Genomic DNA, 25,426 nt, shown 5'->3' with positions numbered 1-25,426 from the left:
TTAACGTCGAACAGTGCAGTTGCCCGCTACAGTTTTACAGCAACTCTTCGCTGCATTGCGGCACCGGTTCACGGAAAGTGCGTGTCACAAACGCCAGGTAGATGAGACCAATAGACGCCCAGATCAATCCCAACGTCATGGAACTCTTCTCCAGATTCAGCCATAGCGCACCCACTGCCAACGCGCCTAACAGCGGCAACACCAGATAGTGGAAGGTATCTTTCAGCGTACGGTTACGCACTTCACTCAGATAGAACTGAGAAATCACCGACAGGTTAACAAAGGTAAATGCCACCAGCGCACCAAAGTTAATCAATGCGGTTGCCACTTCCAAATCGAAAGAGACCGAAGAGAGCGCAACCACGCCGACCAGCAGTACGTTCAGCGACGGCGTGCGCCATTGCGGGTGGATATAGCCGAAGAAGCGTTCTGGGAACACACCGTCACGCCCCATGACATACATCAGGCGGGAAACCCCTGCATGCGCGGCCATACCGGAAGCCAGTACGGTAACACAGGAGAACACCAGAATAATTGACTGGAAGAATTTCCCTGCCACGTACAGCATGATTTCCGGCTGAGAGGACTCTGGCGAAGTGAATCGGGCAACGTCTGGGAAATAGAGTTGCAGGAAATAGGACACCACGATAAAGATCACGCCGCCAATCAGTGCGGTAAGAAATATCGCTTTCGGGATCACGCGCCCGGCATCTGGGGTTTCTTCTGATAACGAGCTAATGCCGTCAAAGCCCAAGAATGAGAAATACAGTATGGTCGCGCCGGTGATCATCGGCACAACATGCGCATTTTCAGACCAGAACGGTCGTGTGCTGACCAGCGTACCCGCACCTTCACCTTGTGAAACACCGTGAATCAACAGGCCCAGGAATACCGCCATGATCGCCACCTGCACCACCACGATAATCGAGTTCAGGTTGGCAACAATGTTGATACCGCGCAGGTTGAACATCGTCATCAGAGCAACCAGGCCGGCCACGAAAATCCAGGCCGGCACCCCGGGGAAAATCGCTTCCAGATAGGTTCTCGCCAACAGAATGTTGATCATCGGCATAAACAGATAATCGAGCAACGAAGACCAGCCAACCATAAAACCAACGTGCGGGCTGATCGCCTTTTGCGCGTAAGTGTAGGCTGAGCCTGCGGAAGGAAAACGGCGCAACAGTTTGCCGTAGCTGACAGCAGTAAACAGGATACCAATCAGTGCAAAGCCATAGGCGGTGGCGACATGGCCATCCGTCAAATTGGTCACGATGCCGAAAGTATCATAAATGGTCATTGGCTGCATGTACGCCAGCCCCATCATGACCACCTGCCATAGCTTCAGGGTTTTTCTTAACTGAGCACGTTGCGAAGCCGGAGCGGCACTGTTAACAGACATGATAAGTCTCTCCTATCCCCACAACAGACAACGCTGGACCGACAAAGGCCGGTGCCCTAGAGTCTGTAAAGAATTTCGTGTAAATGGCTCCATCGCTTAACCGGAAATCCGATCTCCATACATCAACATGAATTGGCTCATAGCCGGTTTCCAGTCTCTGATTGGTAGGGTCCATTTAGCCGAGATATTATGCAAGGCTAGATAGAATAATTTTAGCACCGAGTCATCCGTTGGAAATATTCGTCGCGTTTTCGTTATCTTGCGCAATGAAGCATTTAACGACTCTATCGCGTTGGTGGTGTAGATAACCTTGCGGATCTCCGGCGGAAAATCAAAAATGACGATGAGACGTTCCCAATTATTTCTCCACGATGGGCTGATCGTCGGGAACTGCTCATCCCATTTGTCCGCGAAGGCATCCAGGGCCTCTTCAGCGCCCTCTAGCGTTGCGGAACTATAGATAGTGCGGAGGTCAGCAGCAACGGCTTTACGCTCTTTCCAGCCGACGTAGCGCAGCGAGTTCCGCACCTGATGCACGATGCAGAGCTGTACCCGCGTATGCGGGTAAACAACTTCAATGGCATCAGGAAAGCCCTTCAGGCCATCGCAGCAGGCGATGAAGATGTCCTGTAGCCCACGATTTTTCAGTTCTGTCATTACAGATAACCAGAACTTGGCCTCCTCAGTTTTGGCTATCCATAGCCCCAGCAGCTCTTTTTCGCCCTGGCCGTTGATGCCTAGAGCCAAGTAAACAGACTTGTTGGTCACGGCTCCGCCGTCCTGGCTTTTGACCACAATACAGTCAAGGTAAACAATGAGATAAAACGCATCCAGCGGCCGTTGCTGCCAGCGCTTAACGTCATCCATCACGGCATTGGTCACTTGAGAAATGAAGCCAGCGGAAACATCGACCCCGTAGACTTCTTTAAAGTGAGCCTGAATATAGCCAAGCGACATTATTTTGATAACAGCCAGCTATGCTTCTTTGCCGCATATCAGGGCATAGGATGTAATCATTTTTAAGTCGGTTGGCTATATCACGGGTTGATAGCCCTCTGGAATAGAGAGAAATAATGCGGTCATCGAAGCCGTTAAGCTGCTTTTCGTGCTTACCGATCAGTGTCGGCTCGAAGGTACTGTTGCGGTCGCGCGGAATATCGAGCTCGAGCGCCCCATTTTGGCTACGTACGCTCTTGGATGTCTTGCCATTGCGGGAGTTGCCTGAATTATTACCAGCCGGGTCATGCTTAGCATACCCAAGGTGTATCTCCATCTCAGCTTCAAGAACCCGTTCCGCCAGTCTTTTAGTCAGCTCCTTGAGTAGGCCTGATTCACCCAGAAGCTCCTGAGGGGAGTGGCAATCCTGAAGCAGTTGGTCAATAAGTTCGTTGCTGATAGGTATTTTTTGTCCTCTGAAGGTTTTCCTCAAAATGCCATTTACACAGATCTTTTTACACTCTCCTTGAAAGGTCACGGTACGGGCAATACTGGATTTGAATTCTACTTTAGCCCCCGCCGGCTCAGCCACAAACGCAAGATCGCCCGCATACAACGCGCGACTGTTTTCGGTTTCAACACCACCGAGGTCGAAAACAAACAGGTTATCGTCTGGCAACACATCCAGAATCTTGCTGATAAACTGTCCGCGTGCATGGTTGACCATGACAGTGATGTCATTTTTTTGCAAGTCGCGTAACGTCGCGCAGATAGCCAGTTTATTGCGCTTAACAAACTGTTCTTTGGAATTCTGTTCCACCACACCTGTCCCCATAATGAAATGAATGGTCTATGCACATGGGCAGCCAATCGCATGAAAAAAACATCCCATAGGTATCGGCAGCGGATCATTAAACTTTAGCTCAGCCGCAGCGACCCTATCATTGCATCGCGTGCAGGCAATGATACTGAGCCCCATAACGTTACGGTGTGGGAAGGCCTGGCGTCAAGCCCATACCTATCAGGCATTCAGGTCAGCATAGTATTCAGCACCAGAAGCGCCAGTGACACGCTCAAGGCGCCGCCAACTCGGGTAGCGATTTGTGCGAACGGCATTAATACCATCCGCTCTCCTGCGCTTAAAATCTCAACATCCCCTGTTCCTCCCTGTCCACTCTGGCAACAAGAAATAATAGCAACGTCAATAGGATGCATACCGATCTTTTTGCCCACCAGAAAGCCGGTCATCACCAAGGACAGCTCGGTGGAAACAATCACCAGCAGATTCGCCAACGTCAGGGCGTCTTCCAACGCCTGCCAGGATGTCATCGCGACGCCCACCGCAAACAGAATCGGGTAAGTCACCGCCGTCTGGAGGAATTTATACACCACCTGCGAGCCTGCCAGCAGCGACGTTGAAATCCCGTTTATCAACTTCAGCGCGATAGCCAGAAACAGCATGCCAACCGGAGCGGGCAACCCGCAGACACGGTATATTTCCACCCCCACCATGTAGAGCAGCATGGCGAGTAGCGCCCCCGCGGCGATAGAGGCTAATTCAGGCTTTGCGCTGGGCGACACCGACAAGGCAGGCGCGCTGTTGCTGAGGCTCATGCAGTCAGGCATCAATGCCCCCTCTCCGGTCAGATGGGGAAAGCGCTTACCGAGTTGATTCAATATTCCCGCCAGAATTATGGCGGTAAGGCTCCCCAGCATCACGATGGGCAACATATGGCCCAGTGTTTCAGCCTGATCCTGATTCAGCAGCAGCGCGTAACCAATGGAGAGCGGAATGGCTCCTTCGCCAATCCCCCCTCCATAATGGGTAACACCAGAAAGAAAAACAGATATAGCCAAGCGACATTATTTTGATAACAGCCAGCTATGCTTCTTTGCCGCATATCAGGGCATAGGATGTAATCATTTTTAAGTCGGTTGGCTATAGAACGGATCCATCCCCAGCGCGATGCCCACCGCCATCCCCGTTAGCATGCCAACCACCTCACCGCATATCATGGGAATAAAGATGCGTAGGAACCCTTGAATCAAGGTACTGCGTTTCATGCTAAGCGTACTGCCCACAATGATGCAACATATGTAGAGATACAGGATATTGCTGTCATGATAAAAGGTACTGACGGATGCCACCAGCGCCTGTGGTAACCACCCGTAATGCACCAACGCGGAGGGAATAAACGTGGCACAAATGGCAGCGGCGCCCATTTTGCCAACCAGCGGTAAGCGGCGGCCAAATTCGCCACAGGCAAATCCGAAAAATGCCAGGGTCACAACCATCACCACAATATAGCTAAACGACTTAATTTTGATTACATTATTTAAATGAGCTATTCAATTGATTTTAGACGTAAAGTGATATCTACACGGAAAAACGAAGGGTTGAGTATCCGAGAAACAGCGAAGCAATTTCGGATTGGCCCTGCCTCTGTATCGCGTTGGATTAATCAAATAGAGTCAAAAGCATCGACCACGCGTCAGCGAAAGATCGATAAATCCGAGTTGATAAAAGATGTTGAACAATATCCAGATGCTTACCAAAAAGAACGTGCAGAGCGTTTTGGCGTTTGTCAGAAGGCCATTTGGCAAGCGCTTAAAAAGCTGGGATTGACCTATAAAAAAAACTCTACGTCATCCGAAAGCCGACGAAAACGCCCGGCAGGGATTTCAACAAAAAAAACAACAGTATGAAAAAGAAGGTAAACCTATTGTTTTTATTGATGAAAGTGGTTTTTCACACGATGCCCCACGGACTCACGGCTATTCCCCAAAAGGTCAACGGTGTTTTGGCCTGAAGAACTGGGGAGCTAGGGGAAGAACAAATGTTATCGGCGCTTTATTAGGCACAACGCTGTTTGCTATCGGATTATTTGATATCAATATTAACAGCGATGTTTTCTATGCCTGGGTCACACAAGCCCCATTCCCACTCGAAACGCAACAAAACGGTAGAGGCTTATGCCACCAGTAAGTGCGTTAAAAATACCTCATTGGGGGAACGATAGCCCAGCGATTTTCTGCCCCTTGTATTGAGTATGTGTTCGAGTTCGGCAATCTTACGATGACTGACCTGACTGAAGTCTGTTCCCTTTGGGTAAAAACGTCGTATCAGCCCGTTGGTGTGCTCATTCAAGCCCCTCTCCCAGGAATGATAAGGATGGGCAAAGTAGACCTGCGCCCCTGTGATTTGAGTAATTTGCTCGTGCAGAGCGAATTCAGGGCCGTTATCAGCTGTTAGGGTCTTAAACTTGCAAAAGGTATTAGCTTCAATGTCCCTGAAAGCAGCAACCACAGTCTCCGCACGCTTATTAGGCAGTTTGCGAATGATGACGGTTTTCAATGCTTTATCTACGATGGTTAACAAGAATGACTTCTGGTCTTTGCCAAAAATAGTGTCAATTTCAAAGTGGCCAGGCTCCTGTTTAAGCTCGGCTTGAGCTGGGCGATACTCAATACCAACACGGTTGGGAATAGGGCCTGATTTGAGGTTTTCGGCATTGTACCTGTAACGTTTTCCCCGATGAGGAAGTTGCTGATATAGCTCCCCGCCAGCCTGTCTCTCCTGCAGGATATAGCGATATAGCGTATTCTTGCTGACAGATATACCGAATTCCAGGTGCAAACGGCCACTGATAATTTCAGGTGAAGAGTGAGTGGAAAGCGCCTGCCTGATGAAGTTCTGAATGTGTGGCTCCAACGGGTAAAAAGCATTGTTTGGCAGAGGCTTATGACGGCGTTCCCGGGCCAGAGTGTCCGCCCTTCTACAGCAGTAGACACCATTGAAAGTAGGGTCGGTATTGCGTCTGAGTTCCCTGCTGATGGTCGAGCGAGGCAGAGCAAGCTCTCTGGCGATGGTAGCTTGGTTGACACCTTCACCACGCCGCTTTTCGATGTAGAACCGTTCTTTGTGAGTCAGATGTTTTCCCTGCATGCAACAGGCTCTCCAGTATGGCCAGAACGGTGATTTTATCCGACTCTGGCAAGTGGGTCACTTTGTTGCGTTTCGAGTGGGAATGGGGCTTACAGAACTGGACAGCACCACGCAACAAAATGCCACGCTGGTTAGTGCGTCCTCCTCCAGTGCTAACACGCTGGAAGAACAAGCCATTGTGTTGGCGCAATTGATGGCAACCTTCCGGCTTGGTGATTCGGAAACGGCGTCACCGTCGCGGCTGGCACGCACTGCAACCCAGGCTCTGCCAGCAAAAACACCGGTTGCGGACAATGCGCAGGATTGGACGCACTTCTGACGCTGATTGTCGCGGCTAATTAAACACCGCGGCAGTCAACATCACTGTGGTTGAACCACTTACCAGGGCATAGTCATGGGATCGGGGTATTGGTACTCAAAGCCCAGTTCACGACAGATACGCTGCCCGTCAATGATCCGCCCGCCCGGCTCGTTCTCGGTGTTGAAATGGGGTGGCACAACGCCGAGACGATGCGCCTGTTCAGTGTAAAACGCACGCTTACTGGGATGCTGCGGCGCGCAGAGATTATAGCGATGACCGCCCGCAGGAAGTTGTAACAACAGCTCAATCGCCGCAATCACGTCATCACGATGCACCAGGTTCACGCCGACATCCCCATCGGGGAGATCGGTTTTCCCCGATAAAAAGCGTCCGGGGTGCCGATTGGGTCCCACCAGTCCGGCCAGTCGTAGAATGTCCACCGAGGTATTGGGCAAAGCATGCAACCATTGCTCTAACTGCACCAAAACGTACCCCGCTGCCGTTTCGGGATGCAGCGCTGAGGACTCCCGCATCTTCCCTGCGCCTTTTCCATACACCGAGGTCGAACTGGTGAACAGGATGCGCGGAACGCCATGCGCCAACGCACTGTTCACCAATTGTTGAACGGCCAGCAGATAGTTCTCGCCTCCCTGCGCCGTTCGGCTGGCAGGGAGCGTAATCACTAAAGCATCAACATTCAGTACACTGTCGAGATCGTCGGCATCGCACACCAGCTCAGGCGTTAAGTGCAACGCATAGCAGGCAATCCCACTCATGCGCGCCGCTTCAACACCGTCAGCCGTGGTTTTCGTCCCCGTTACCTGGTAACCGAGCGCATTGAGCGCCAATGCTAACGGCATGCCCAGCCACCCTAATCCTACGATTGACACCTTTTTCATCGACATCACTCCCAGTTGTCTGAGGTTACCTTCTATTCTACTCTCGAATTGCCGCCTCGTATCCGACATGAGGACTTTTCGCTTCCTGTGTCCACCGCGCGACGAAGAAAAATGCGTCGTTGCGTAAAAACCTAGCATCGTTCTAACCCGTTCCATTCGGTGGCATATTATCCTATCTAATTCATTAACTACCGACGATAATGTGAGTATTTATCATTACAGTTACAAAATTCGCTAATGCGTTTTCCGTCAATAAACCAAACGCAGGCACGCGCAACAAAAAAAGGTTGCACAACGACAGTGAGATGGTTTAGGTTTATTAGCAATACAATTAGTGCTGTTTATTTAAGAGAATTTTTTATGTTACGCGTTCTGTCAAACCACCATCATCTTGATTAGTCTTTCAGGCAGTTGGTGCTGGAAGACGTTCGGATCTTCCAGTAGTGCAGAACCTAAAGAGAGCCCTCGGAAGATCATCTTCCGAGGGTTTTTTTATGGCCCGATGATGAACAAAAGTGGTGGTCAGCAGCGCATCCATTTTGACAGGTAAAAGAGGTTTCCATGCTGGATAAAACACGTTTACGCATTGCAATGCAAAAATCAGGCAGACTGAGCGATGATTCCCGGGAGTTGCTGGCACGTTGCGGTATTAAAATTAATTTACAGCAGCAGCGTTTAATCGCGTTTGCAGAAAATATGCCTATCGATATCCTGCGGGTACGCGATGACGATATCCCCGGTCTGGTGATGGACGGCGTAGTCGACCTGGGCATCATCGGTGAAAACGTGCTGGAAGAAGAGTTGCTTAACCGCCGAGCACAAGGGGAAGACCCGCGTTATTTCATGCTGCGCCGCCTCGATTTTGGCGCGTGCCGTCTGTCACTGGCCATGCCGCTGGATGAAGAATACACCGGCCCGCAATGCCTTGATAACAAACGCATCGCCACCTCTTACCCGCACCTGTTGAAGAAACACTTCGATAAACAAGGGATCAATTTTAAATCCTGCCTGTTAAACGGTTCAGTGGAAGTCGCGCCGCGCGCCGGATTAGCCGATGCCATTTGCGATCTGGTATCTACCGGCGCCACGTTGGAAGCCAACGGTCTACGCGAAGTAGACGTTATTTACCGCTCCAAAGCCTGTCTGATTCAACGTGACGGCGAGATGCCCGCCGAGAAACAACAGTTGATCGACAAACTGCTGACCCGTATGCAAGGTGTTATCCAGGCGCGTGAATCGAAATACATCATGCTGCACGCTCCCAGCGAGCGCCTTGATGAAGTGATTGCCCTGCTGCCCGGCGCAGAACGCCCGACTATCCTGCCGCTGGCCGGCGACCAAAGCCGCGTTGCCATGCACATGGTCAGTAGCGAAACCTTGTTCTGGGAAACCATGGAACGACTCAAGACGCTGGGTGCCAGTTCCATTCTGGTGCTGCCTATCGAGAAGATGATGGAGTAACTGCCATGACCAGCCGCAATTTCGATACGCTTATTGAGTGGGAACAGTGCGCTGAACAAGAGCGCCAGCAGTTGCTGACCCGCCCGGCCATTTCGGCCTCCGATCGCATAACCCGTAGCGTGAACGAGATTCTCGATCGGGTAAAAGCCGAAGGCGACAGCGCACTGCGCGCTTTCAGTGCCCAGTTTGACAAGGTTGACGTGGGCGCGATTCGCGTTACGCCGGAGCAAATTGCTGCCGCAGCCGCGCGACTGTGCAACGACATCAAACAGGCGATGGCGATTGCCGTCAGCAACATTGAGACCTTCCACAACGCACAGCGTTTACCGCCCGTTGATGTGGAAACCCAACCGGGCGTGCGTTGCCAGCAGGTAACACGCCCTATCGACAGCGTAGGCCTGTATATTCCCGGTGGTTCCGCACCGCTGTTCTCTACGGTACTGATGCTGGCCACGCCAGCGCGCATCGCCGAGTGTCGTCGCGTAATTCTCTGTTCGCCACCGCCGATTGCCGATGAAATTCTGTATGCCGCCCAACTGTGTGGCGTGCAAGAAGTGTTTCAATTGGGCGGTACACAAGCTATCGCCGCCATGGCATTCGGCACCGAGAGCGTCCCCCGCGTTGCCAAGATTTTTGGCCCTGGTAATGCTTATGTGACCGAAGCTAAACGCCAGGTGAGTCAGCGTCTGGATGGCGCAGCCATCGATATGCCTGCGGGGCCTTCCGAAGTGTTGGTGATCGCCGACAGCGGGGCAACCCCCGCGTTTGTGGCCTCCGACCTGTTATCACAGGCAGAGCACGGCCCGGATTCCCAGGTGATTCTGGTCACGCCGGATGCCGCTCTGGCCCGCGCCGTGGCGCAGGCAGTGCAACAGCAGTTAGCCCAGCTACCGCGTGCAGAGATCGCACGTCAGGCGCTGGACAGCAGCCGAGCCATTGTGGCGCGCGATTTGGCGCAATGCATTGATATCAGTAATCAGTACGGGCCGGAGCACTTGATTATTCAAACCCGTGAACCCGAAGCGCTGGTTGCAAAAATCACCAGCGCAGGTTCGGTGTTCCTCGGTGACTGGTCACCGGAATCCGCAGGGGATTACGCCTCTGGCACCAACCACGTACTGCCGACCTATGGTTATACCGCCACTTACTCCAGTCTGGGGCTGGCGGATTTCCAGAAACGCATGACCGTTCAACAGCTAACACCGCAAGGTTTTCTGCGTCTGGCGCCCACCATTGAGGTGTTGGCTCAGGCGGAACAACTGGTTGCCCACAAGAATGCCGTCACGCTACGCGTCGCTGCCCTGAAAGAGAAGGAATCCCAATGAGCATTGAACAACTGGCTCGCGCCAATGTACACACGCTTACGCCCTATCAATCGGCACGCCGTCTGGGTGGCAAAGGTGATGTGTGGCTCAATGCCAACGAATTTTTCCAGGCACCAGAATTCCAACTCACCGCACAGACGCTGAACCGTTATCCTGAATGCCAACCGCCGGTAGTCATCGAACGCTATGCTGCCTATGCAGGCGTCAAGCCAGAGCAGGTGCTGGTCAGTCGCGGCGCAGATGAAGGGATCGAACTGCTGATCCGTGCCTTTTGCGAACCGGGACAAGATGCCGTGCTTTATTGCCCTCCCACCTACGGCATGTATGGCGTCAGCGCGGAAACGCTGGGCGTTGAACGCCGTACGGTGCCCAGCACGGCGAATTGGCAGTTAGACTTGCCTGCTATTGCAAAAAATCTTAATAACGTAAAACTGATTTACGTGTGCAGCCCCAACAACCCGACCGGTAATGTCCTTGACGCAGACGATCTGCGTAAGCTGTTGGCACTGGCTGCATGCAAAGCGCTGGTGGTCGTGGATGAAGCCTATATTGAATTCAACCCCAGCTCCACGGTCGCGGGCTGGTTGGCAGACTATCCGCATCTGGTGGTGCTGCGTACCCTTTCCAAAGCGTTCGCACTGGCAGGATTACGTTGCGGCTTTACGTTAGCGAATGAGCCCGTGATCGCACTGCTGCTGAAGGTCATCGCACCTTATCCGCTGTCAACGCCGGTGGCAGATATCGCAGCGCAAGCGCTGGATGACGCTGGAATCGACACGATGCGTGAACGCGTCGCTGAGATTGCAGAAAACCGCGCCTGGCTGATGGCCGCGCTGGCGCCGTTACCTTGTGTGGAACAGGTGTTTGACAGTGCCAGCAACTACGTATTGGTACGTTTCGCCGCCGCCAGTAATGTGTTCAAAACGCTGTGGGATCAGGGCATTATTTTACGCGATCAGAACAAACAGCCCAGCCTTTCCGGATGCCTGCGCATCACTATCGGCAGCCGTGGCGAATGCCAGCAGGTGGTAGCCGCACTGCGCGCCTTATCCGGCATCAACGAGTAATCACCAGGAGCAGACATGGGACAGAAATTTCTTTTTATTGACCGCGATGGCACGCTGATTGCCGAGCCGCCGCAAGACTTCCAGGTTGATCGGTTAGATAAACTGGCGCTGGAGCCTGCCGTCATCCCTTCCCTGCTGAGTTTGCAGAAAGCCGGTTTCAAGCTGGTGATGATAACCAATCAAGACGGACTCGGCACGCCCAGTTTCCCGCAAGAGACGTTTGATCCGCCGCACCAGTTGATGATGCAGATTTTTACTTCGCAGGGCATTGCGTTTGACGAGGTGCTGATCTGTCGACATTTTCCTGCGGATAACTGCGCATGTCGCAAACCCAAAACCGCGCTGGTGGATGCCTTTTTGCAACAACACCCGATGGACAGCGCCAACAGTTACGTGATTGGCGATCGCGAAACGGACGTGCAGTTGGCACAAAATATGGGTATCACCGGATTACGCTATCAGCGTGATGGCCTTGACTGGCAGACCATCACCGACAAGCTCACCCAGCGTAACCGTCATGCGCTGGTGAACCGCGTGACGCGAGAAACTTCCATTAATGTGGAGGTGTGGCTGGATCAGGAAGGTGGCAGCAAGATCCACACTGGCGTCGGTTTCTTCGATCATATGCTCGACCAGATTGCCACCCACGGTGGGTTCCGCATGAACATCGATGTGAAAGGCGATCTGTATATCGACGATCACCACACGGTGGAAGACACCGGCCTCGCGTTGGGCGAAGCGCTGAACAAAGCGCTAGGCGACAAGCGCGGTATCGGTCGTTTTGGCTTTGTGCTGCCGATGGATGAATGTCTGGCACGCTGCGCGCTGGATATTTCCGGGCGCCCCCATTTGGAATATAAAGCCGAATTTAACTACCAGCGCGTAGGCGATTTAAGCACGGAAATGGTCGAGCACTTCTTCCGCTCACTGTCCTATGCCATGGGGTGCACGCTGCACTTAAGAACCAAAGGCCGTAACGATCACCATCGCGTAGAAAGCCTGTTCAAGGTATTTGGCCGCACGCTGCGCCAGACCATTCGTGTGGAGGGTGATACCCTGCCCAGTTCGAAAGGGGTGTTGTGATGAACGTGGTGATTCTCGATACCGGTTGCGCCAATCTCGCCTCTGTCACCTACACGGTGCGTCGCTTGGGCTATGACCCGGTGGTGAGCCGCGACGCCGAGGTGGTGCTACGCGCCGACAAACTGTTTCTGCCCGGCGTCGGCACGGCACAGGCCGCCATGGACCAACTTACCGCGCGTGATTTAATTCCGCTGATCAAAGCCTGCACCCAACCGGTGCTCGGTATTTGTCTCGGCATGCAACTGCTCGGCGCTGCCAGTGATGAGAATGGCGGGATTGATACGTTGAATATCATTCGGGTGGCGGTAAAAAAAATGCAGGACCGCGGTCTACCGCTACCGCACATGGGCTGGAATCAAGTCACTCCGCAGGCCGGACACCGTCTGTTCCAAGGCATTGATGAAGGTGCTTACTTCTACTTTGTGCACGGCTATGCCATGCCGGTATGTGCCAACACCATCGCACAAGCAGAGTACGGTGAGACCTTTACCGCCGCAGTACAGAAGGACAACTTCTACGGCGTGCAATTTCACCCAGAACGCTCTGGGGCCGCTGGCGCTCAGTTGCTGAAAAACTTTCTGGAGATGTAATCAGCATGATTATCCCCGCACTCGATCTTATCGACGGACAGGTGGTTCGTCTTCATCAGGGTGACTACGGTCAGCAACGCCAGTATGGCAGCGATCCCCTCCCTCGCTTGCAAGCCTATCAGCAACAGGGGGCTGAGGTGCTGCATCTGGTGGATTTGACCGGCGCAAAAGATCCGGCGGCACGCCAGATCCCGCTACTGAAAACCATGTTAGCAGGCGTTAATGTACCGGTACAGGTGGGTGGCGGTATCCGTACCGAGCAAGATGTCGTCGCGCTGCTAGACGCCGGAGCCACCCGCGTCGTCATTGGTTCGACGGCCGTGAAACAACCGGAGTTGGTACAGGCGTGGTTTACCCGTTATGGCGCTGATGCACTGGTGCTGGCGCTGGACGTGCGCATTGATAACGCAGGCGTCAAACAGGTTGCCATCAGTGGCTGGCAGGAAAACTCCGGCACCACGCTGGAGCACGTCATCGAACAATTTCAGCCATTTGGTCTGAAACATGTGCTGTGTACCGACATTTCCCGAGACGGTACGCTGAGCGGTTCCAACGTGGATCTCTATCATGCAGTATGCCAACGCTATCCGCAGATTGCCTTCCAGGCTTCTGGCGGCATTGGCGGGTTGCAGGATATCGCCAATCTGCGCGGCAGCGGTGTGCAAGGCGTGATCGTTGGGCGAGCATTGCTCGAAGAAAAATTCAATGTAACGGAGGCCATCGCATGCTGGCAAAACGGATAATTCCCTGTCTCGACGTGCGTGACGGTCAGGTGGTAAAAGGGGTGCAGTTTCGCAACCACGAAATCATCGGCGATATCGTTCCGTTAGCACAGCGTTATGCTCATGAAGGCGCAGACGAACTGGTCTTTTATGATATCACCGCGTCGTCAGACGGCCGTGTGGTCGATAAAAGCTGGGTCTCCCGTGTGGCAGAAGTGATTGATATCCCCTTCTGCGTGGCCGGTGGCATCAAAAGCATCGAAGATGCCGGACAAATCCTCTCGTTCGGTGCCGATAAAATTTCAATCAACTCCCCGGCGCTGGCCGATCGTACCTTGATCACCCGCCTTGCCGATCGTTATGGCGTGCAGTGCATCGTGGTCGGTATTGATACCTGGTATGACAGCGCTACCGGGCGTTATCATGTGAATCAGTATACCGGTGATGAAAGTCGCACCCGTGTTACCCAGTGGGAAACGCTGGATTGGGTGCAGGAAGTGCAACAGCGTGGTGCCGGTGAAATTGTACTGAACATGATGAATCAGGATGGCGTGCGTAACGGTTACGATCTGGAACAGCTTAAGTTGGTGCGTGAACGCTGTCATGTTCCATTGATCGCCTCTGGCGGGGCCGGTACACCTGAGCACTTTTTGCAAGCCTTCGAGCAGGCTCAGGTGGACGGTGCGCTGGCTGCTTCAGTATTCCATAAGCAAATCATCAATATTGGAGAATTAAAGCAATACCTTAAGCAACAAGGTGTGGAGATCAGAGCGTGTTAAGCCAACAACAGAAGGCCCAACTTGATTGGGAAAAAACCGACGGGATGATCCCCGCCATCGTGCAACATGCGGTATCCGGTGAGGTGTTGATGCTGGGGTACATGAATCAGGCGGCGCTGGACACCACCGAGCAGAGCGGCAAGGTCACCTTTTATTCCCGCACCAAACAGCGGCTGTGGACCAAGGGCGAATCCTCCGGCCATTTCCTTAACGTCGCGAGCATTACGCCTGACTGTGACAATGACAGCCTGCTGGTGCTTGCAGACCCCATCGGTCCGACCTGCCACCAAGGCACCAGCAGCTGTTTTGCCCCGGCGCAGCATGAGTGGTTGTTTTTGCATCAGTTGGAACAATTGTTAGCGAGCCGCAAACAGGCAGACCCGGCCAGCTCTTATACCGCAAAACTGTATGCCAGTGGCACCAAACGCATTGCGCAAAAAGTGGGTGAAGAAGGGTTGGAGACGGCACTGGCCGCCACCGTACACGATACTGAAGAGCTGACTAACGAAGCGGCTGATCTTATGTATCACCTGCTGGTGTTGTTACAGGATCAAGAACTGGATCTGGCCACCATTATTGGCCGCCTCAAGGCTCGTCACGCCAAATAGGGGTATCAGCACAAGGGAAGTTCCGGTCTGGCCCGGAATTTCCCTTTTGTTCACCAGCAACACCCTCTACAGCGATGCGTGCGTCAGCAGCACCGATGACGAAAATGTGGTTCCCGGCAGCGGTTGTACGCGCCGCACTTTAAAGGTATCCATCGCCAAAATCAGCTGTCTTGACTGATCCTCCAGCGAACGGGTTGACATCGTCGCCTCTTCGCCCCATTCCCACTCGAAACGCAACAAAACGGTAGAGGCTTATGCCACCAGTAAGTGCGTTAAAAATACCTCATTGGGGGAACGATAGCCCAGCGATTTTCTGCCCCTTGTATTGAGTATGTGTTCGAGTTCGGCAATCTTACGATGACTGACCTGACTGAAGTCTGTTCCCTTTGGGTAAAAACGTCGTATCAGCCCGTTGGTGTGCTCATTCAAGCCCCTCTCCCAGGAATGATAAGGATGGGCAAAGTAGACCTGCGCCCCTGTGATTTGAGTAATTTGCTCGTGCAGAGCGAATTCAGGGCCGTTATAGCCAAGCGACTTAATTTTGATTACACCATATGGACTGAGAACAAACTCTCTGTATCGCAACCCATCTCTCTTTTTTTGCTTTTTGCTTGTGCCCATTTATGCTCAATTGGGTTAAGATCTAGCGAATATGTAGGCAAATACTCCACCATATACCCTGCATCGATGATGACTTGTTGAATATTATGTTTTTTGTGAAAAGTGGCATTGTCCATCATGATTACACTGTTTTTAGGGAGTACTGGGATAAGGACTTGTGTGACCCAGGCATAGAAAACATCGCTGTTAATATTGATATCAAATAATCCGATAGCAAACAGCGTTGTGCCTAATAAAGCGCCGATAACATTTGTTCTTCCCCTAGCTCCCCAGTTCTTCAGGCCAAAACACCGTTGACCTTTTGGGGAATAGCCGTGAGTCCGTGGGGCATCGTGTGAAAAACCACTTTCATCAATAAAAACAATAGGTTTACCTTCTTTTTCATACTGTTGTTTTTTTTGTTGAAATCCCTGCCGGGCGTTTTCGTCGGCTTTCGGATGACGTAGAGTTTTTTTTATAGGTCAATCCCAGCTTTTTAAGCGCTTGCCAAATGGCCTTCTGACAAACGCCAAAACGCTCTGCACGTTCTTTTTGGTAAGCATCTGGATATTGTTCAACATCTTTTATCAACTCGGATTTATCGATCTTTCGCTGACGCGTGGTCGATGCTTTTGACTCTATTTGATTAATCCAACGCGATACAGAGGCAGGGCCAATGGCTTTGTTGAATAATTTAAGATACTGATTTATATAAGCATTATAAAATTTCAACGACTAATTTTTCCTCTCGGAATGCTTTTTATTGTGCTAACTATTTGATTTGTCGTTCTAACAAAATACATTCTCTGTAAATGCATTCTAACTAAAGAAGATGTAAATCAAACGGTTAAATTATTCAACAAAGCCAGGGCCAATCCGAAATTGCTTCGCTGTTTCTCGGATACTCAACCCTTCGTTTTTCCGTGTAGATATCACTTTACGTCTAAAATCAATTGAATAGCTCATTTAAATAATGTAATCAAAATTAAGTCGTTTAGCTATATCAGCTGTTAGGGTCTTAAACTTGCAAAAGGTATTAGCTTCAATGTCCCTGAAAGCAGCAACCACAGTCTCCGCACGCTTATTAGGCAGTTTGCGAATGATGACGGTTTTCAATGCTTTATCTACGATGGTTAACAAGAATGACTTCTGGTCTTTGCCAAAAATAGTGTCAATTTCGAAGTGGCCAGGCTCCTGTTTAAGCTCGGCTTGAGCTGGGCGATACTCAATACCAACACGGTTGGGAATAGGGCCTGATTTGAGGTTTTCGGCATTAAACTAGTTGCTGAATAGAGACTTGCATTTTTTGTCAGGCTATTGAGAATAAAAAGAGGTTTAACTTAGAGAATAAAGGTTTGAAATGATCAACAAAGAGCGGTTGTTACGAGATAATCGTTTATGTAAAGCAATCATTGGATTATCAGTCGAAGAATTGAAAAATTTAGCCGCTGAATTTTCAGCTTGTTATTTGATTTATCGGAAAAAGAATCGAAAAGATCACGAGCGGCAGATGGGTGCAGGGCAGAAAGGATTTATCCCAACCCCATTAGATAAACTGCTTTTTATTTTATTGTATTTAAAATGTTATCCGACCTATGATTTGCAAGGACTTCTGGCTTTGTTGAATAATTTAACGTTTTGATTTACAACTTCTTTAGGTGGGATGCATGTACAGAAAATGTATTTTGTTAGAGCGATAAATCAAATAGTTAGCACAATAAAAAGCATTACGGTAGTAAAATTTAGTCGTTAGGATTTTATAATACCCATTTAAATCAGTATTTTAAATTATTCAACAAAGCCATAGAACACGGGTATGTCGCTGGGTAAAAATATTATTGCCGGTTTTAGAGATGACCTTGGGGCGAGAGTGTGTTTTGCCCGCTCGTCAAATTCGCTCTGCTGAGGAATTTTTTCGCGCCTTTCCTGGAGTTAAAGACGTCTTTATTGATGGGACAGAGCGACCTGTCCAAAAGCCTAAGAATCTGCGTCGGCGAAAAAAAATGTATTCGGGAAAGAAAAGACAGACCACTCGAAAAGGGCTTATTATGACTGACGAAACAAGGCAAATTGGATTTATCCCCATGAGCAAAAATGGGCGCCGTCACGATAAACGCTTACTCGATAAAGTCGATATAATTCGCCATATTCCTCCTGAGGTAACCATCTGGGCAGATACCGGTTTTCAAGGTATAGATAAACAGCATCCTAATACACAAATCCCAAAAAAAGGAACTCGAAAAAGACCTTTATCGCCTGAACAAAAACAAGAAAATAAAATAATCTCGGGCATCCGTATTACAGTTGAACACGCCATCGCGGGTATCAAGCGCCTCGGTTGCATGACCCAAATTTTACGGAATCGTAGACCCTTTATTGATGATACCTTCTTACTCCTTAGCGCCGGTCTTTGGAATTTCCATCTCAGAACAGCGTAAAATTTACTTCAATCACCGAAACACCCTTATTTTACTATTAAGCAACACGCTTAATGCCATCATTGGCAGTGCCTTAAAACTGCCATTTTTACCCTAGGTGGGTCAGATTTACATCGGCAGGTGGGCCAGTTTTACATCGGTAGCTACATGGTGGAGCAGGATCACCGAAATATCAGGCGCCGGATACGGCCCATGCTGGGATTCAAATCATTTCGGCGAGCGCAGACGATACTGGCCGGCATTGAGTTAATGCACATGATACGCAAGGGTCAATTTCATCATTCAGCCAACAGTGAATTGTCACCGGCAGAGCAATTTTATCTGTTGGCTGCTTAATAAATAGGCAATGCCACTTTTGCTGACTTGTCTACGCTAATGCGACAGAGCCTGAGGATGGTGCATATACTCGGGCATACGTCGTGCAGTGGTCAACTAAATTTGGCCACCCTACCTGACTGTTGATGGAACAGCCGTTCTGATTCATTTGGTGTTAACCCACCGTTATACCAGTGAGGTCTGACATCGCTATAATAATGGGTTATGTAGCGAATAATGGATGATTGAGCAGTACTAAAGCTTTGGTAGCCAGTCGTTGGCACCCATTCAGTCTTCAGACTACGGAAGAATCGCTCCATCGGACTATTATCCCAACAATTTCCTCTGCGACTCATACTTTGGGTCATCTGATAATAAGCGTGTTGCTTAATAGTGAAATAAGGGTGTTTCGGTGATTGAAGTAAATTTTACGCTGTTCTGAGATGGAAATTCCAAAGACCGGCGCTAAGGAGTAAGAAGGTATCATCAATAAAGGGTCTACGATTCCGTAAAATTTGGGTCATGCAACCGAGGCGCTTGATACCCGCGATGGCGTGTTCAACTGTAATACGGATGCCCGAGATTATTTTATTTTCTTGTTTTTGTTCAGGCGATAAAGGTCTTTTTCGAGTTCCTTTTTTTGGGATTTGTGTATTAGGATGCTGTTTATCTATACCTTGAAAACCGGTATCTGCCCAGATGGTTACCTCAGGAGGAATATGGCGAATTATATCGACTTTATCGAGTAAGCGTTTATCGTGACGGCGCCCATTTTTGCTCATGGGGATAAATCCAACTTGCCTTGTTTCGTCAGTCATAATAAGCCCTTTTCGAGTGGTCTGTCTTTTCTTTCCCGAATACATTTTTTTTCGCCGACGCAGATTCTTAGGCTTTTGGACAGGTCGCTCTGTCCCATCAATAAAGACGTCTTTAACTCCAGGAAAGGCGCGAAAAAATTCCTCAGCAGAGCGAATTTGACGAGCGGGCAAAACACATTCTCGCCCCAAGGTCATCTCTAAAACCGGCAATAATATTTTTACCCAGCGACATACCCGTGTTCTATCTAAACCAGGCTTTGTTGAATAATTTAACGTTTTGATTTACAACTTCTTTAGGTGGGATGCATGTACAGAAAATGTATTTTGTTAGAGCGATAAATCAAATAGTTAGCACAATAAAAAGCATTACGGTAGTAAAATTTAGTCGTTAAAATTTTATAATACCCATTTAAATCAGTATTTTAAATTATTCAGAGACTGTAAAATAATCTGTGTAAATGGCATTTTGAGGAAAACCTTCAAAGGATAACAAAATGCCTATCAGCAACGAACTTATTGACCAACTGCTTCAAGATTGTCACTCCCCTCAGGATCTGCTGGGTGAATCAGGCCTACTCAAGGTGCTGACTAAAAGACTGGCGGAACGGGTTCTTGAAGCTGAGATGGAGATGCACCTTGGGTATGCTAAGCATGACCCGGCTGGTAATCATTCAGGCAACTCCCGCAATGGCAAGACATCCAAGAGCGTACGTAGCCAAAATGGGGAGATCGAGCTCGATATTCCGCGCGACCGCAACAGTATAGCCAACCGACTTAAAAATGATTACATCCTATGCCCTGATATGCGGCAAAGAAGCATAGCTGGCTGTTATCAAAATAATGTCGCTTGGCTATATCATCGCTCCCGATAGCAGCTCCCCATGGCAAAGCAAAAGTTTAAAATCACCAACTGGCCCACCTACAACAAAGCACTCAGACAACGCGGCTCCCTGACGGTCTGGCTTCATGAGTCCGCCATCGCTGCATGGACTGACAGTGCTTCGCCTGAAGGTCGTGGTCGGCCGCTTTACTACACCGATATGGCTGTTACCACGGTTTTGATGATAAAGCGCGTGTTTAACCTGTCGCTCCGGGCATTACAGGGCTTTATCGACTCGGTTTTTACACTGATGAGTCTGCCACTGCGCTGCCCGGACTACTCTCTGGTCAGTCGGCGGGCAACAACCGTCAGTATCAGCATAAAAACGCCAACGCGTGGTGAAATCTCGCATCTGGTCATCGACAGTACCGGTCTGAAGGTCTTTGGCGAAGGTGAATGGAAAGTCAGGCAGCATGGGGCTGACAGACGAAGAGTGTGGCGCAAGCTTCATCTGGCAGCAGACAGTGCGACGCATGAGATTATCTGTGCCGACTTATCGCTCAGCGGAACGACAGATGCGCAGGCACTGCCGGGCCTGATTAACCAAACCCACCGAAAAATCAGGGAAGTGTCAGCAGACGGTGCTTATGACGCCCGTTACTGCCACGATGCGTTGCTAAGAAAGAAAATCAGGCCCATTATCCCGCCGCGAAGCGGAGCGAAATACTGGCCGGACAATTACTATGAACGTAACCATGCGGTGGCGAATCAGCGTCTGAGCGGGAGTAATGATATGTGGAAAAAGAAAGTGGGTTATCACCGGCGTTCAGTGGCAGAAACAGCGATGTTCCGCATAAAAACTTTGCTGGGTGGCCACCTGAGCCTGCGTGACTACGATGCTCAGGTGGGTGAAGCCATGGCGATGGTCAAAGCGCTGGAGAGTGTAAAAAGATCTGTGTAAATGGCATTTTGAGGAAAACCTTCAGAGGACAAAAAATGCCTATCAGCAACGAACTTATTGACCAACTGCTTCAGGATTGCCACTCCCCTCAGGAGCTTCTGGGTGAATCAGGCCTACTCAAGGAGCTGACTAAAAGACTGGCGGAACGGGTTCTTGAAGCTGAGATGGAGATATAGCCAACCGACTTAAAAATGATTACATCCTATGCCCTGATATGCGGCAAAGAAGCATAGCTGGCTGTTATCAAAATAATGTCGCTTGGCTATACACCTTGGGTATGCTAAGCATGACCCGGCTGGTAATAATTCAGGCAACTCCCGCAATGGCAAGACATCCAAGAGCGTACGTAGCCAAAATGGGGCGCTCGAGCTCGATATTCCGCGCGACCGCAACAGTACCTTCGAGCCGACACTGATCGGTAAGCACGAAAAGCAGCTTAACGGCTTCGATGACCGCATGGCTTTGTTGAATAATTTAACCGTTTGATTTACATCTTCTTTAGTTAGAATGCATTTACAGAGAATGTATTTTGTTAGAACGACAAATCAAATAGTTAGCACAATAAAAAGCATTCCGAGAGGAAAAATTAGTCGTTGAAATTTTATAATGCTTATATAAATCAGTATCTTAAATTATTCAACAAAGCCTGACCGCATTATTTCTCTCTATTCCAGAGGGCTATCAACCCGTGATATTCAGGCTCACTTTAAAGAAGTCTACGGGGTCGATGTTTCCGCTGGCTTCATTTCTCAAGTGACCAATGCCGTGATGGATGACGTTAAGCGCTGGCAGCAACGGCCGCTGGATGCGTTTTATCCCATTGTTTACCTTGACTGTATTGTGGTCAAAAGCCAGGACGGCGGAGCCGTGACCAACAAGTCTGTTTACTTGGCTCTAGGCATCAACGGCCAGGGCGAAAAAGAGCTGCTGGGGCTATGGATAGCCAAAACTGAGGAGGCCAAGTTCTGGTTATCTGTAATGACAGAACTGAAAAATCGTGGGCTACAGGACATCTTCATCGCCTGCTGCGATGGCCTGAAGGGCTTTCCTGATGCCATTGAAGTTGTTTACCCGCATACGCGGGTACAGCTCTGCATCGTGCATCAGGTGCGGAACTCGCTGCGCTACGTCGGCTGGAAAGAGCGTAAAGCCGTTGCTGCTGACCTCCGCACTATCTATAGTTCCGCAACGCTAGAGGGCGCTGAAGAGGCCATGGATGCCTTCGCGGCCAAATGGGATGAGCAGTTCCCGACGATCAGCCCATCGTGGAGAAATAATTGGGAACGTCTCATCGTCATTTTTGATTTTCCGCCGGAGATCCGCAAGGTTATCTACACCACCAACGCGATAGAGTCGTTAAATGCTTCATTGCGCAAGATAACGAAAACGCGACGAATATTTCCAACGGATGACTCGGTGCTAAAATTATTCTATCTAGCCTTGCATAATATCTCGGCTAAATGGACCCTACCAATCAGAGACTGGAAACCGGCTATGAGCCAATTCATGTTGATGTATGGAGATCGGATTTCCGGTTAAGCGATGGAGCCATTTACACGAAATTCTTTACAGACTCAAGCGCTGAATCGTATGACGTTGTTGGGTATGCCACACAGCGTCAGGATCGGATAACAGGTGTAGCAGAGGGAGTCATCCTGTCGGCTAATTCTGATTTATTCAACAAAGCCGTTTGGCAACTAACGAGGGTTAATTCTTTCATCAACTTACCCGCTAACCACCGCCCAAGTTTCACGTCGTGTGTATTGGTAACCATCGTGGCGATAGTCCTTGTGCCCGCAGACCCGCCACTAACGTTCCACGCTTCGCTGACCAGGCTACGTTTTATCGTCCGCTCAATATCTGGCTCCTTAGGTCGACACCAATAGCGATAACTGCTTCGGTGAACATTAAAAATACGACACAACGCTTTCACTGGATAAAGCGCTCTTAGCTTTTCAACTACCGAGAATTTTTCAGTGAGTCGGACATTAAGAGCGCAGTAGCCTTTTTTAAGATGGCATTCTCCATTTCCAGTCGGTGGATTTTTTTCTTCATTTCTCTGAACTCAATTTGTTCAGGTGTTAATGGCAGACCAGGCGATGTTTTCCCTTGACGTTCTAAACGAAGGGCTCTTACCCACCGGCTAATCGCTGAAAGACTGACGTTCATGGCTTTCGCGGCTTCCTGGTAGGTATAATTTTGGTCAAGGACTAATTTGGCGGTTTCACATTTAAATTCAGCAGTAATTATTTTACTCATTTTGGCACCTATAAAAATTATGAGGTAAGCATATCACCTCTACTTAGGTGGCCAAATTCAGTATGCCACTACAGAATGCAGAGTCATGGATAACCATCATTGAAGCGGCTTTGTTGAATAAATCGAAGGCTTTGTTGAATAAATCGAACTTTCAGGGGATCGCCGGATCAAAGCACTATCATCGCTCCCGATAGCAGCTCCCCATGGCAAAGCAAAAGTTTAAAATCACCAACTGGCCCACCTACAACAAAGCACTCAGACAACGCTGCTCCCTGACGGTCTGGCTTCATGAGTCCGCCATCGCTGCATGGACTGACAGTGCTTCGCCTGAAGGTCGTGGTCGGCCGCTTTACTACACCGATATGGCTGTTATAGCTAAACGACTTAATTTTGATTACATTATTTAAATGAGCTATTCAATTGATTTTAGACGTAAAGTGATATCTACACGGAAAAACGAAGGGTTGAGTATCCGAGAAACAGCGAAGCAATTTCGGATTGGCCCTGCCTCTGTATCGCGTTGGATTAATCAAATAGAGTCAAAAGCATCGACCACGCGTCAGCGAAAGATCGATAAATCCGAGTTGATAAAAGATGTTGAACAATATCCAGATGCTTACCAAAAAGAACGTGCAGAGCGTTTTGGCGTTTGTCAGAAGGCCATTTGGCAAGCGCTTAAAAAGCTGGGATTGACCTATAAAAAAACTCTACGTCATCCGAAAGCCGACGAAAACGCCCGGCAGGGATTTCAACAAAAAAAACAACAGTATGAAAAAGAAGGTAAACCTATTGTTTTTATTGATGAAAGTGGTTTTTCACACGATGCCCCACGGACTCACGGCTATTCCCCAAAAGGTCAACGGTGTTTTGGCCTGAAGAACTGGGGAGCTAGGGGAAGAACAAATGTTATCGGCGCTTTATTAGGCACAACGCTGTTTGCTATCGGATTATTTGATATCAATATTAACAGCGATGTTTTCTATGCCTGGGTCACACAAGTCCTTATCCCAGTACTCCCTAAAAACAGTGTAATCATGATGGACAATGCCACTTTTCACAAAAAACATAATATTCAACAAGTCATCATCGATGCAGGGTATATGGTGGAGTATTTGCCTACATATTCGCCAGATCTTAACCCAATTGAGCATAAATGGGCACAAGCAAAAAGCAAAAAGCAAAAAGCAAAAAAAGAGAGATGGGTTGCGATACAGAGAGTTTGTTCTCAGTCCATATGGTGTAATCAAAATTAAGTCGCTTGGCTATACCACGGTTTTGATGATAAAGCGCGTGTTTAACCTGTCGCTCCGGGCATTACAGGGCTTTGTCGACTCGGTTTTTACACTGATGAGCCTGCCACTGCGCTGCCCGGACTACTCTCTGGTCAGTCGGCGGGCAAAAACCGTCAGTATCAGCATAAAAACGCCAACGCGTGGTGAAATCTCGCATCTGGTCATCGACAGTACCGGTCTGAAGGTCTTTGGCGAAGGTGAATGGAAAGTCAGGCAGCATGGGGCTGACAGACGAAGAGTGTGGCGCAAGCTTCATCTGGCAGCAGACAGTGCGACGCATGAGATTATCTGTGCCGACTTATCGCTCAGCGGAACGACAGATGCGCAGGCACTGCCGGGCCTGATTAACCAAACCCACCGAAAAATCAGGGAAGTGTCAGCAGACGGTGCTTATGACGCCCGTTACTGCCACGATGCGTTGCTAAGAAAGAAAATCAGGCCCCTTATCCCGCCGCGAAGCGGAGCCAAATACTGGCCGGACAAGTACCATGAACGTAACCATGCGGTGGCGAATCAGCGTCTGAGCGGGAGTAATGATATGTGGAAAAAGAAAGTGGGTTATCACCGGCGTTCAGTGGCAGAAACAGCGATGTTCCGCATAAAAACTTTGCTGGGTGGCCATCTGAGCCTGCGTGACTATGAGGCTCAAATAGGTGAAGCCATAGCGATGGTCAAAGCGCTGAACCGTATGACGTTGTTGGGTATGCCACACAGCGTCAGGATAGGATAACAGGTGTAACAGAGGGAGTCATCCTGTCGGCTAATTCTGATTTATTCAACAAAGCCGAGGAACGCCACAACAGGCTG

General features: G+C 49.7%; 26 protein-coding genes, 10 pseudogenes and 1 other annotated feature. Of the genes and pseudogenes, 22 read left to right on the top strand and 14 right to left on the bottom strand.

Annotation, left to right across the window (positions count from 1 at the left end; all coding sequences use genetic code 11):
* Window positions 1-34: 34 nt before the first annotated feature.
* From ACQGXV_RS27410 to ACQGXV_RS27395, 4 genes and pseudogenes are all read right to left on the bottom strand, one after another.
* Window positions 35-1,399, bottom strand: a complete 1,365-nt coding sequence (locus ACQGXV_RS27410) for an APC family permease (RefSeq protein ID WP_440863779.1) — start codon at window positions 1,397-1,399, stop codon at window positions 35-37.
* A gap of 96 nt (window positions 1,400-1,495) precedes the next feature.
* Window positions 1,496-2,801: pseudogene (locus ACQGXV_RS27405) on the bottom strand (IS256 family transposase).
* A gap of 63 nt (window positions 2,802-2,864) precedes the next feature.
* Window positions 2,865-3,170 (bottom strand): annotated as a pseudogene (locus ACQGXV_RS27400) (flagellar brake protein); the annotation flags it as partial.
* Between the two features lie 194 nt (window positions 3,171-3,364).
* Window positions 3,365-4,633: pseudogene (locus ACQGXV_RS27395) on the bottom strand (2-hydroxycarboxylate transporter family protein).
* A gap of 42 nt (window positions 4,634-4,675) precedes the next feature.
* Here ACQGXV_RS27395 and ACQGXV_RS27390 point away from each other — a divergent pair.
* Both ACQGXV_RS27390 and ACQGXV_RS27385 read left to right on the top strand, forming a co-directional pair.
* Window positions 4,676-5,041: an IS630 transposase-related protein gene (locus ACQGXV_RS27390; protein ID WP_440862584.1), complete on the top strand. Its 366-nt coding sequence runs from the start codon at window positions 4,676-4,678 to the stop codon at window positions 5,039-5,041.
* A complete protein-coding gene (locus ACQGXV_RS27385) occupies window positions 4,965-5,321 on the top strand; it encodes a transposase (protein WP_440867637.1) in 357 nt (118 codons plus the stop codon). The genes ACQGXV_RS27390 and ACQGXV_RS27385 overlap by 77 nt, the downstream gene beginning before the upstream one ends.
* Here the strand turns inward: ACQGXV_RS27385 and ACQGXV_RS27380 are convergent.
* Complete coding sequence (locus tag ACQGXV_RS27380; protein WP_440863778.1) at window positions 5,307-6,281, bottom strand: IS30 family transposase; 975 nt, start codon at window positions 6,279-6,281, stop codon at window positions 5,307-5,309. The genes ACQGXV_RS27385 and ACQGXV_RS27380 overlap by 15 nt on opposite strands.
* On the opposite strand from ACQGXV_RS27380, the gene ACQGXV_RS27375 reads away from it, so the two are divergent.
* Window positions 6,280-6,600: a hypothetical protein gene (locus tag ACQGXV_RS27375; protein WP_440863777.1), complete on the top strand. Its 321-nt coding sequence runs from the start codon at window positions 6,280-6,282 to the stop codon at window positions 6,598-6,600. The two genes, ACQGXV_RS27380 and ACQGXV_RS27375, sit on opposite strands and share 2 nt — an antisense overlap.
* 59 nt (window positions 6,601-6,659) lie before the next feature.
* Here the strand turns inward: ACQGXV_RS27375 and ACQGXV_RS27370 are convergent, their stop codons facing one another.
* A complete protein-coding gene (locus ACQGXV_RS27370; protein WP_440863776.1) occupies window positions 6,660-7,481 on the bottom strand; it encodes an SDR family oxidoreductase in 822 nt (273 codons plus the stop codon).
* 375 nt (window positions 7,482-7,856) lie between these two features.
* Window positions 7,857-7,977 (top strand) — a sequence feature (His leader region).
* Between the two features lie 65 nt (window positions 7,978-8,042).
* On the opposite strand from ACQGXV_RS27370, the gene hisG reads away from it, so the two are divergent.
* The 8 genes from hisG to hisIE are packed head-to-tail and all read left to right on the top strand — an operon-like array spanning window position 8,043 to window position 15,116.
* Complete coding sequence (gene hisG, locus ACQGXV_RS27365; protein WP_440863775.1) at window positions 8,043-8,942, top strand: ATP phosphoribosyltransferase; 900 nt, start codon at window positions 8,043-8,045, stop codon at window positions 8,940-8,942.
* Between the two features lie 5 nt (window positions 8,943-8,947).
* A complete protein-coding gene (gene hisD, locus ACQGXV_RS27360) occupies window positions 8,948-10,267 on the top strand; it encodes a histidinol dehydrogenase (protein WP_440863774.1) in 1,320 nt (439 codons plus the stop codon).
* Entirely contained in the window at window positions 10,264-11,334 is a 1,071-nt protein-coding gene (gene hisC / locus ACQGXV_RS27355) for a histidinol-phosphate transaminase (protein ID WP_440863773.1), read from the top strand. Before hisD ends, hisC begins: the two co-directional genes overlap by 4 nt.
* A gap of 15 nt (window positions 11,335-11,349) precedes the next feature.
* Window positions 11,350-12,417, top strand: coding sequence for a bifunctional histidinol-phosphatase/imidazoleglycerol-phosphate dehydratase HisB (gene hisB / locus ACQGXV_RS27350; RefSeq protein ID WP_440863772.1), 1,068 nt, complete (start codon window positions 11,350-11,352; stop codon window positions 12,415-12,417).
* Window positions 12,417-13,007, top strand: a complete 591-nt coding sequence (gene hisH, locus ACQGXV_RS27345; protein ID WP_440867636.1) for an imidazole glycerol phosphate synthase subunit HisH — start codon at window positions 12,417-12,419, stop codon at window positions 13,005-13,007. Before hisB ends, hisH begins: the two co-directional genes overlap by 1 nt.
* A 5-nt stretch (window positions 13,008-13,012) precedes the next feature.
* Window positions 13,013-13,750 carry a 1-(5-phosphoribosyl)-5-[(5-phosphoribosylamino)methylideneamino]imidazole-4-carboxamide isomerase gene (gene hisA, locus ACQGXV_RS27340; protein ID WP_440863771.1) on the top strand — a complete coding sequence of 246 codons (738 nt, stop codon included), beginning with the start codon at window positions 13,013-13,015 and terminating at the stop codon, window positions 13,748-13,750.
* Window positions 13,732-14,508: an imidazole glycerol phosphate synthase subunit HisF gene (gene hisF, locus ACQGXV_RS27335; protein ID WP_440863770.1), complete on the top strand. Its 777-nt coding sequence runs from the start codon at window positions 13,732-13,734 to the stop codon at window positions 14,506-14,508. The genes hisA and hisF overlap by 19 nt, the downstream gene beginning before the upstream one ends.
* Window positions 14,502-15,116, top strand: coding sequence for a bifunctional phosphoribosyl-AMP cyclohydrolase/phosphoribosyl-ATP diphosphatase HisIE (gene hisIE, locus ACQGXV_RS27330; protein ID WP_440863769.1), 615 nt, complete (start codon window positions 14,502-14,504; stop codon window positions 15,114-15,116). Before hisF ends, hisIE begins: the two co-directional genes overlap by 7 nt.
* Before the next feature lie 66 nt (window positions 15,117-15,182).
* Here the strand turns inward: hisIE and ACQGXV_RS27325 are convergent, their stop codons facing one another.
* The 5 genes from ACQGXV_RS27325 to ACQGXV_RS27305 form a co-directional block, all read right to left on the bottom strand.
* Window positions 15,183-15,317, bottom strand: a complete 135-nt coding sequence (locus ACQGXV_RS27325) for a hypothetical protein (RefSeq protein WP_440863768.1) — start codon at window positions 15,315-15,317, stop codon at window positions 15,183-15,185.
* Window positions 15,318-15,368: 51 nt separating this feature from the next.
* On the bottom strand, window positions 15,369-15,701 hold the full coding sequence (locus ACQGXV_RS27320) for an IS30 family transposase (RefSeq protein ID WP_440863767.1): 333 nt from the start codon (window positions 15,699-15,701) through the stop codon (window positions 15,369-15,371).
* Window positions 15,662-16,195 (bottom strand): IS630 family transposase, encoded by a 534-nt coding sequence (locus tag ACQGXV_RS27315; RefSeq protein WP_440867635.1) that lies wholly within the window; start codon window positions 16,193-16,195, stop codon window positions 15,662-15,664. The genes ACQGXV_RS27320 and ACQGXV_RS27315 overlap by 40 nt, the downstream gene beginning before the upstream one ends.
* Window positions 16,119-16,448, bottom strand: a complete 330-nt coding sequence (locus ACQGXV_RS27310) for an IS630 transposase-related protein (RefSeq protein WP_440863766.1) — start codon at window positions 16,446-16,448, stop codon at window positions 16,119-16,121. Before ACQGXV_RS27310 ends, ACQGXV_RS27315 begins: the two co-directional genes overlap by 77 nt.
* 234 nt (window positions 16,449-16,682) lie before the next feature.
* Window positions 16,683-16,856 (bottom strand): hypothetical protein, encoded by a 174-nt coding sequence (locus ACQGXV_RS27305; protein WP_440863765.1) that lies wholly within the window; start codon window positions 16,854-16,856, stop codon window positions 16,683-16,685.
* Window positions 16,857-17,076: 220 nt separating this feature from the next.
* Here ACQGXV_RS27305 and ACQGXV_RS27300 point away from each other — a divergent pair, with 220 nt between their 5' ends.
* The 3 genes and pseudogenes from ACQGXV_RS27300 to ACQGXV_RS27290 form a co-directional block, all read left to right on the top strand.
* Complete coding sequence (locus tag ACQGXV_RS27300; protein ID WP_440863764.1) at window positions 17,077-17,358, top strand: hypothetical protein; 282 nt, start codon at window positions 17,077-17,079, stop codon at window positions 17,356-17,358.
* Between the two features lie 196 nt (window positions 17,359-17,554).
* Window positions 17,555-18,154, top strand: coding sequence for a transposase family protein (locus tag ACQGXV_RS27295; RefSeq protein ID WP_440863763.1), 600 nt, complete (start codon window positions 17,555-17,557; stop codon window positions 18,152-18,154).
* Window positions 18,155-18,301: 147 nt separating this feature from the next.
* Window positions 18,302-18,490 (top strand): annotated as a pseudogene (locus ACQGXV_RS27290) (DDE-type integrase/transposase/recombinase); the annotation flags it as partial.
* Between the two features lie 92 nt (window positions 18,491-18,582).
* Here the strand turns inward: ACQGXV_RS27290 and ACQGXV_RS27285 are convergent.
* A pseudogene (locus ACQGXV_RS27285) lies at window positions 18,583-18,843 on the bottom strand (integrase core domain-containing protein); the annotation flags it as partial.
* Between the two features lie 54 nt (window positions 18,844-18,897).
* Entirely contained in the window at window positions 18,898-19,497 is a 600-nt protein-coding gene (locus ACQGXV_RS27280) for a transposase family protein (RefSeq protein ID WP_440863762.1), read from the bottom strand.
* A gap of 284 nt (window positions 19,498-19,781) precedes the next feature.
* Here ACQGXV_RS27280 and ACQGXV_RS27275 point away from each other — a divergent pair.
* The 5 genes and pseudogenes from ACQGXV_RS27275 to ACQGXV_RS27255 all read left to right on the top strand — a co-directional run.
* Window positions 19,782-20,045, top strand: a pseudogene (locus ACQGXV_RS27275) (transposase); the annotation flags it as partial.
* A gap of 123 nt (window positions 20,046-20,168) precedes the next feature.
* Window positions 20,169-21,068 (top strand): IS5 family transposase, encoded by a 900-nt coding sequence (locus ACQGXV_RS27270; RefSeq protein WP_440863761.1) that lies wholly within the window; start codon window positions 20,169-20,171, stop codon window positions 21,066-21,068.
* A gap of 35 nt (window positions 21,069-21,103) precedes the next feature.
* Window positions 21,104-21,244, top strand: coding sequence for a hypothetical protein (locus ACQGXV_RS27265; RefSeq protein WP_440863760.1), 141 nt, complete (start codon window positions 21,104-21,106; stop codon window positions 21,242-21,244).
* A gap of 82 nt (window positions 21,245-21,326) precedes the next feature.
* Window positions 21,327-21,554 (top strand): transposase, encoded by a 228-nt coding sequence (locus tag ACQGXV_RS27260; protein ID WP_440863759.1) that lies wholly within the window; start codon window positions 21,327-21,329, stop codon window positions 21,552-21,554.
* Window positions 21,555-21,716: 162 nt separating this feature from the next.
* Window positions 21,717-22,607, top strand: a pseudogene (locus ACQGXV_RS27255) (IS256 family transposase); the annotation flags it as partial.
* Window positions 22,608-22,758: 151 nt separating this feature from the next.
* On the opposite strand, the pseudogene ACQGXV_RS27250 reads toward ACQGXV_RS27255, so the two are convergent.
* Window positions 22,759-23,327 (bottom strand): annotated as a pseudogene (locus ACQGXV_RS27250) (transposase); the annotation flags it as partial.
* 203 nt (window positions 23,328-23,530) lie between these two features.
* On the opposite strand from ACQGXV_RS27250, the pseudogene ACQGXV_RS27245 reads away from it, so the two are divergent.
* The 3 genes and pseudogenes from ACQGXV_RS27245 to ACQGXV_RS27235 form a co-directional block, all read left to right on the top strand.
* Window positions 23,531-23,698, top strand: a pseudogene (locus ACQGXV_RS27245) (transposase); the annotation flags it as partial.
* Between the two features lie 36 nt (window positions 23,699-23,734).
* A complete protein-coding gene (locus ACQGXV_RS27240; protein ID WP_440863758.1) occupies window positions 23,735-24,580 on the top strand; it encodes an IS630 family transposase in 846 nt (281 codons plus the stop codon).
* A gap of 4 nt (window positions 24,581-24,584) precedes the next feature.
* Window positions 24,585-25,349: pseudogene (locus ACQGXV_RS27235) on the top strand (IS5 family transposase); the annotation flags it as partial.
* Window positions 25,350-25,426 lie beyond the last annotated feature (77 nt).

It is taken from the genome of Symbiopectobacterium purcellii, from assembly GCF_052050035.1.
Classification (GTDB): domain Bacteria; phylum Pseudomonadota; class Gammaproteobacteria; order Enterobacterales; family Enterobacteriaceae; genus Symbiopectobacterium; species Symbiopectobacterium purcellii_A.
Note: the sequence above shows the minus strand (reverse complement) of the source record. Positions and strands in the feature narration are given on the sequence as shown.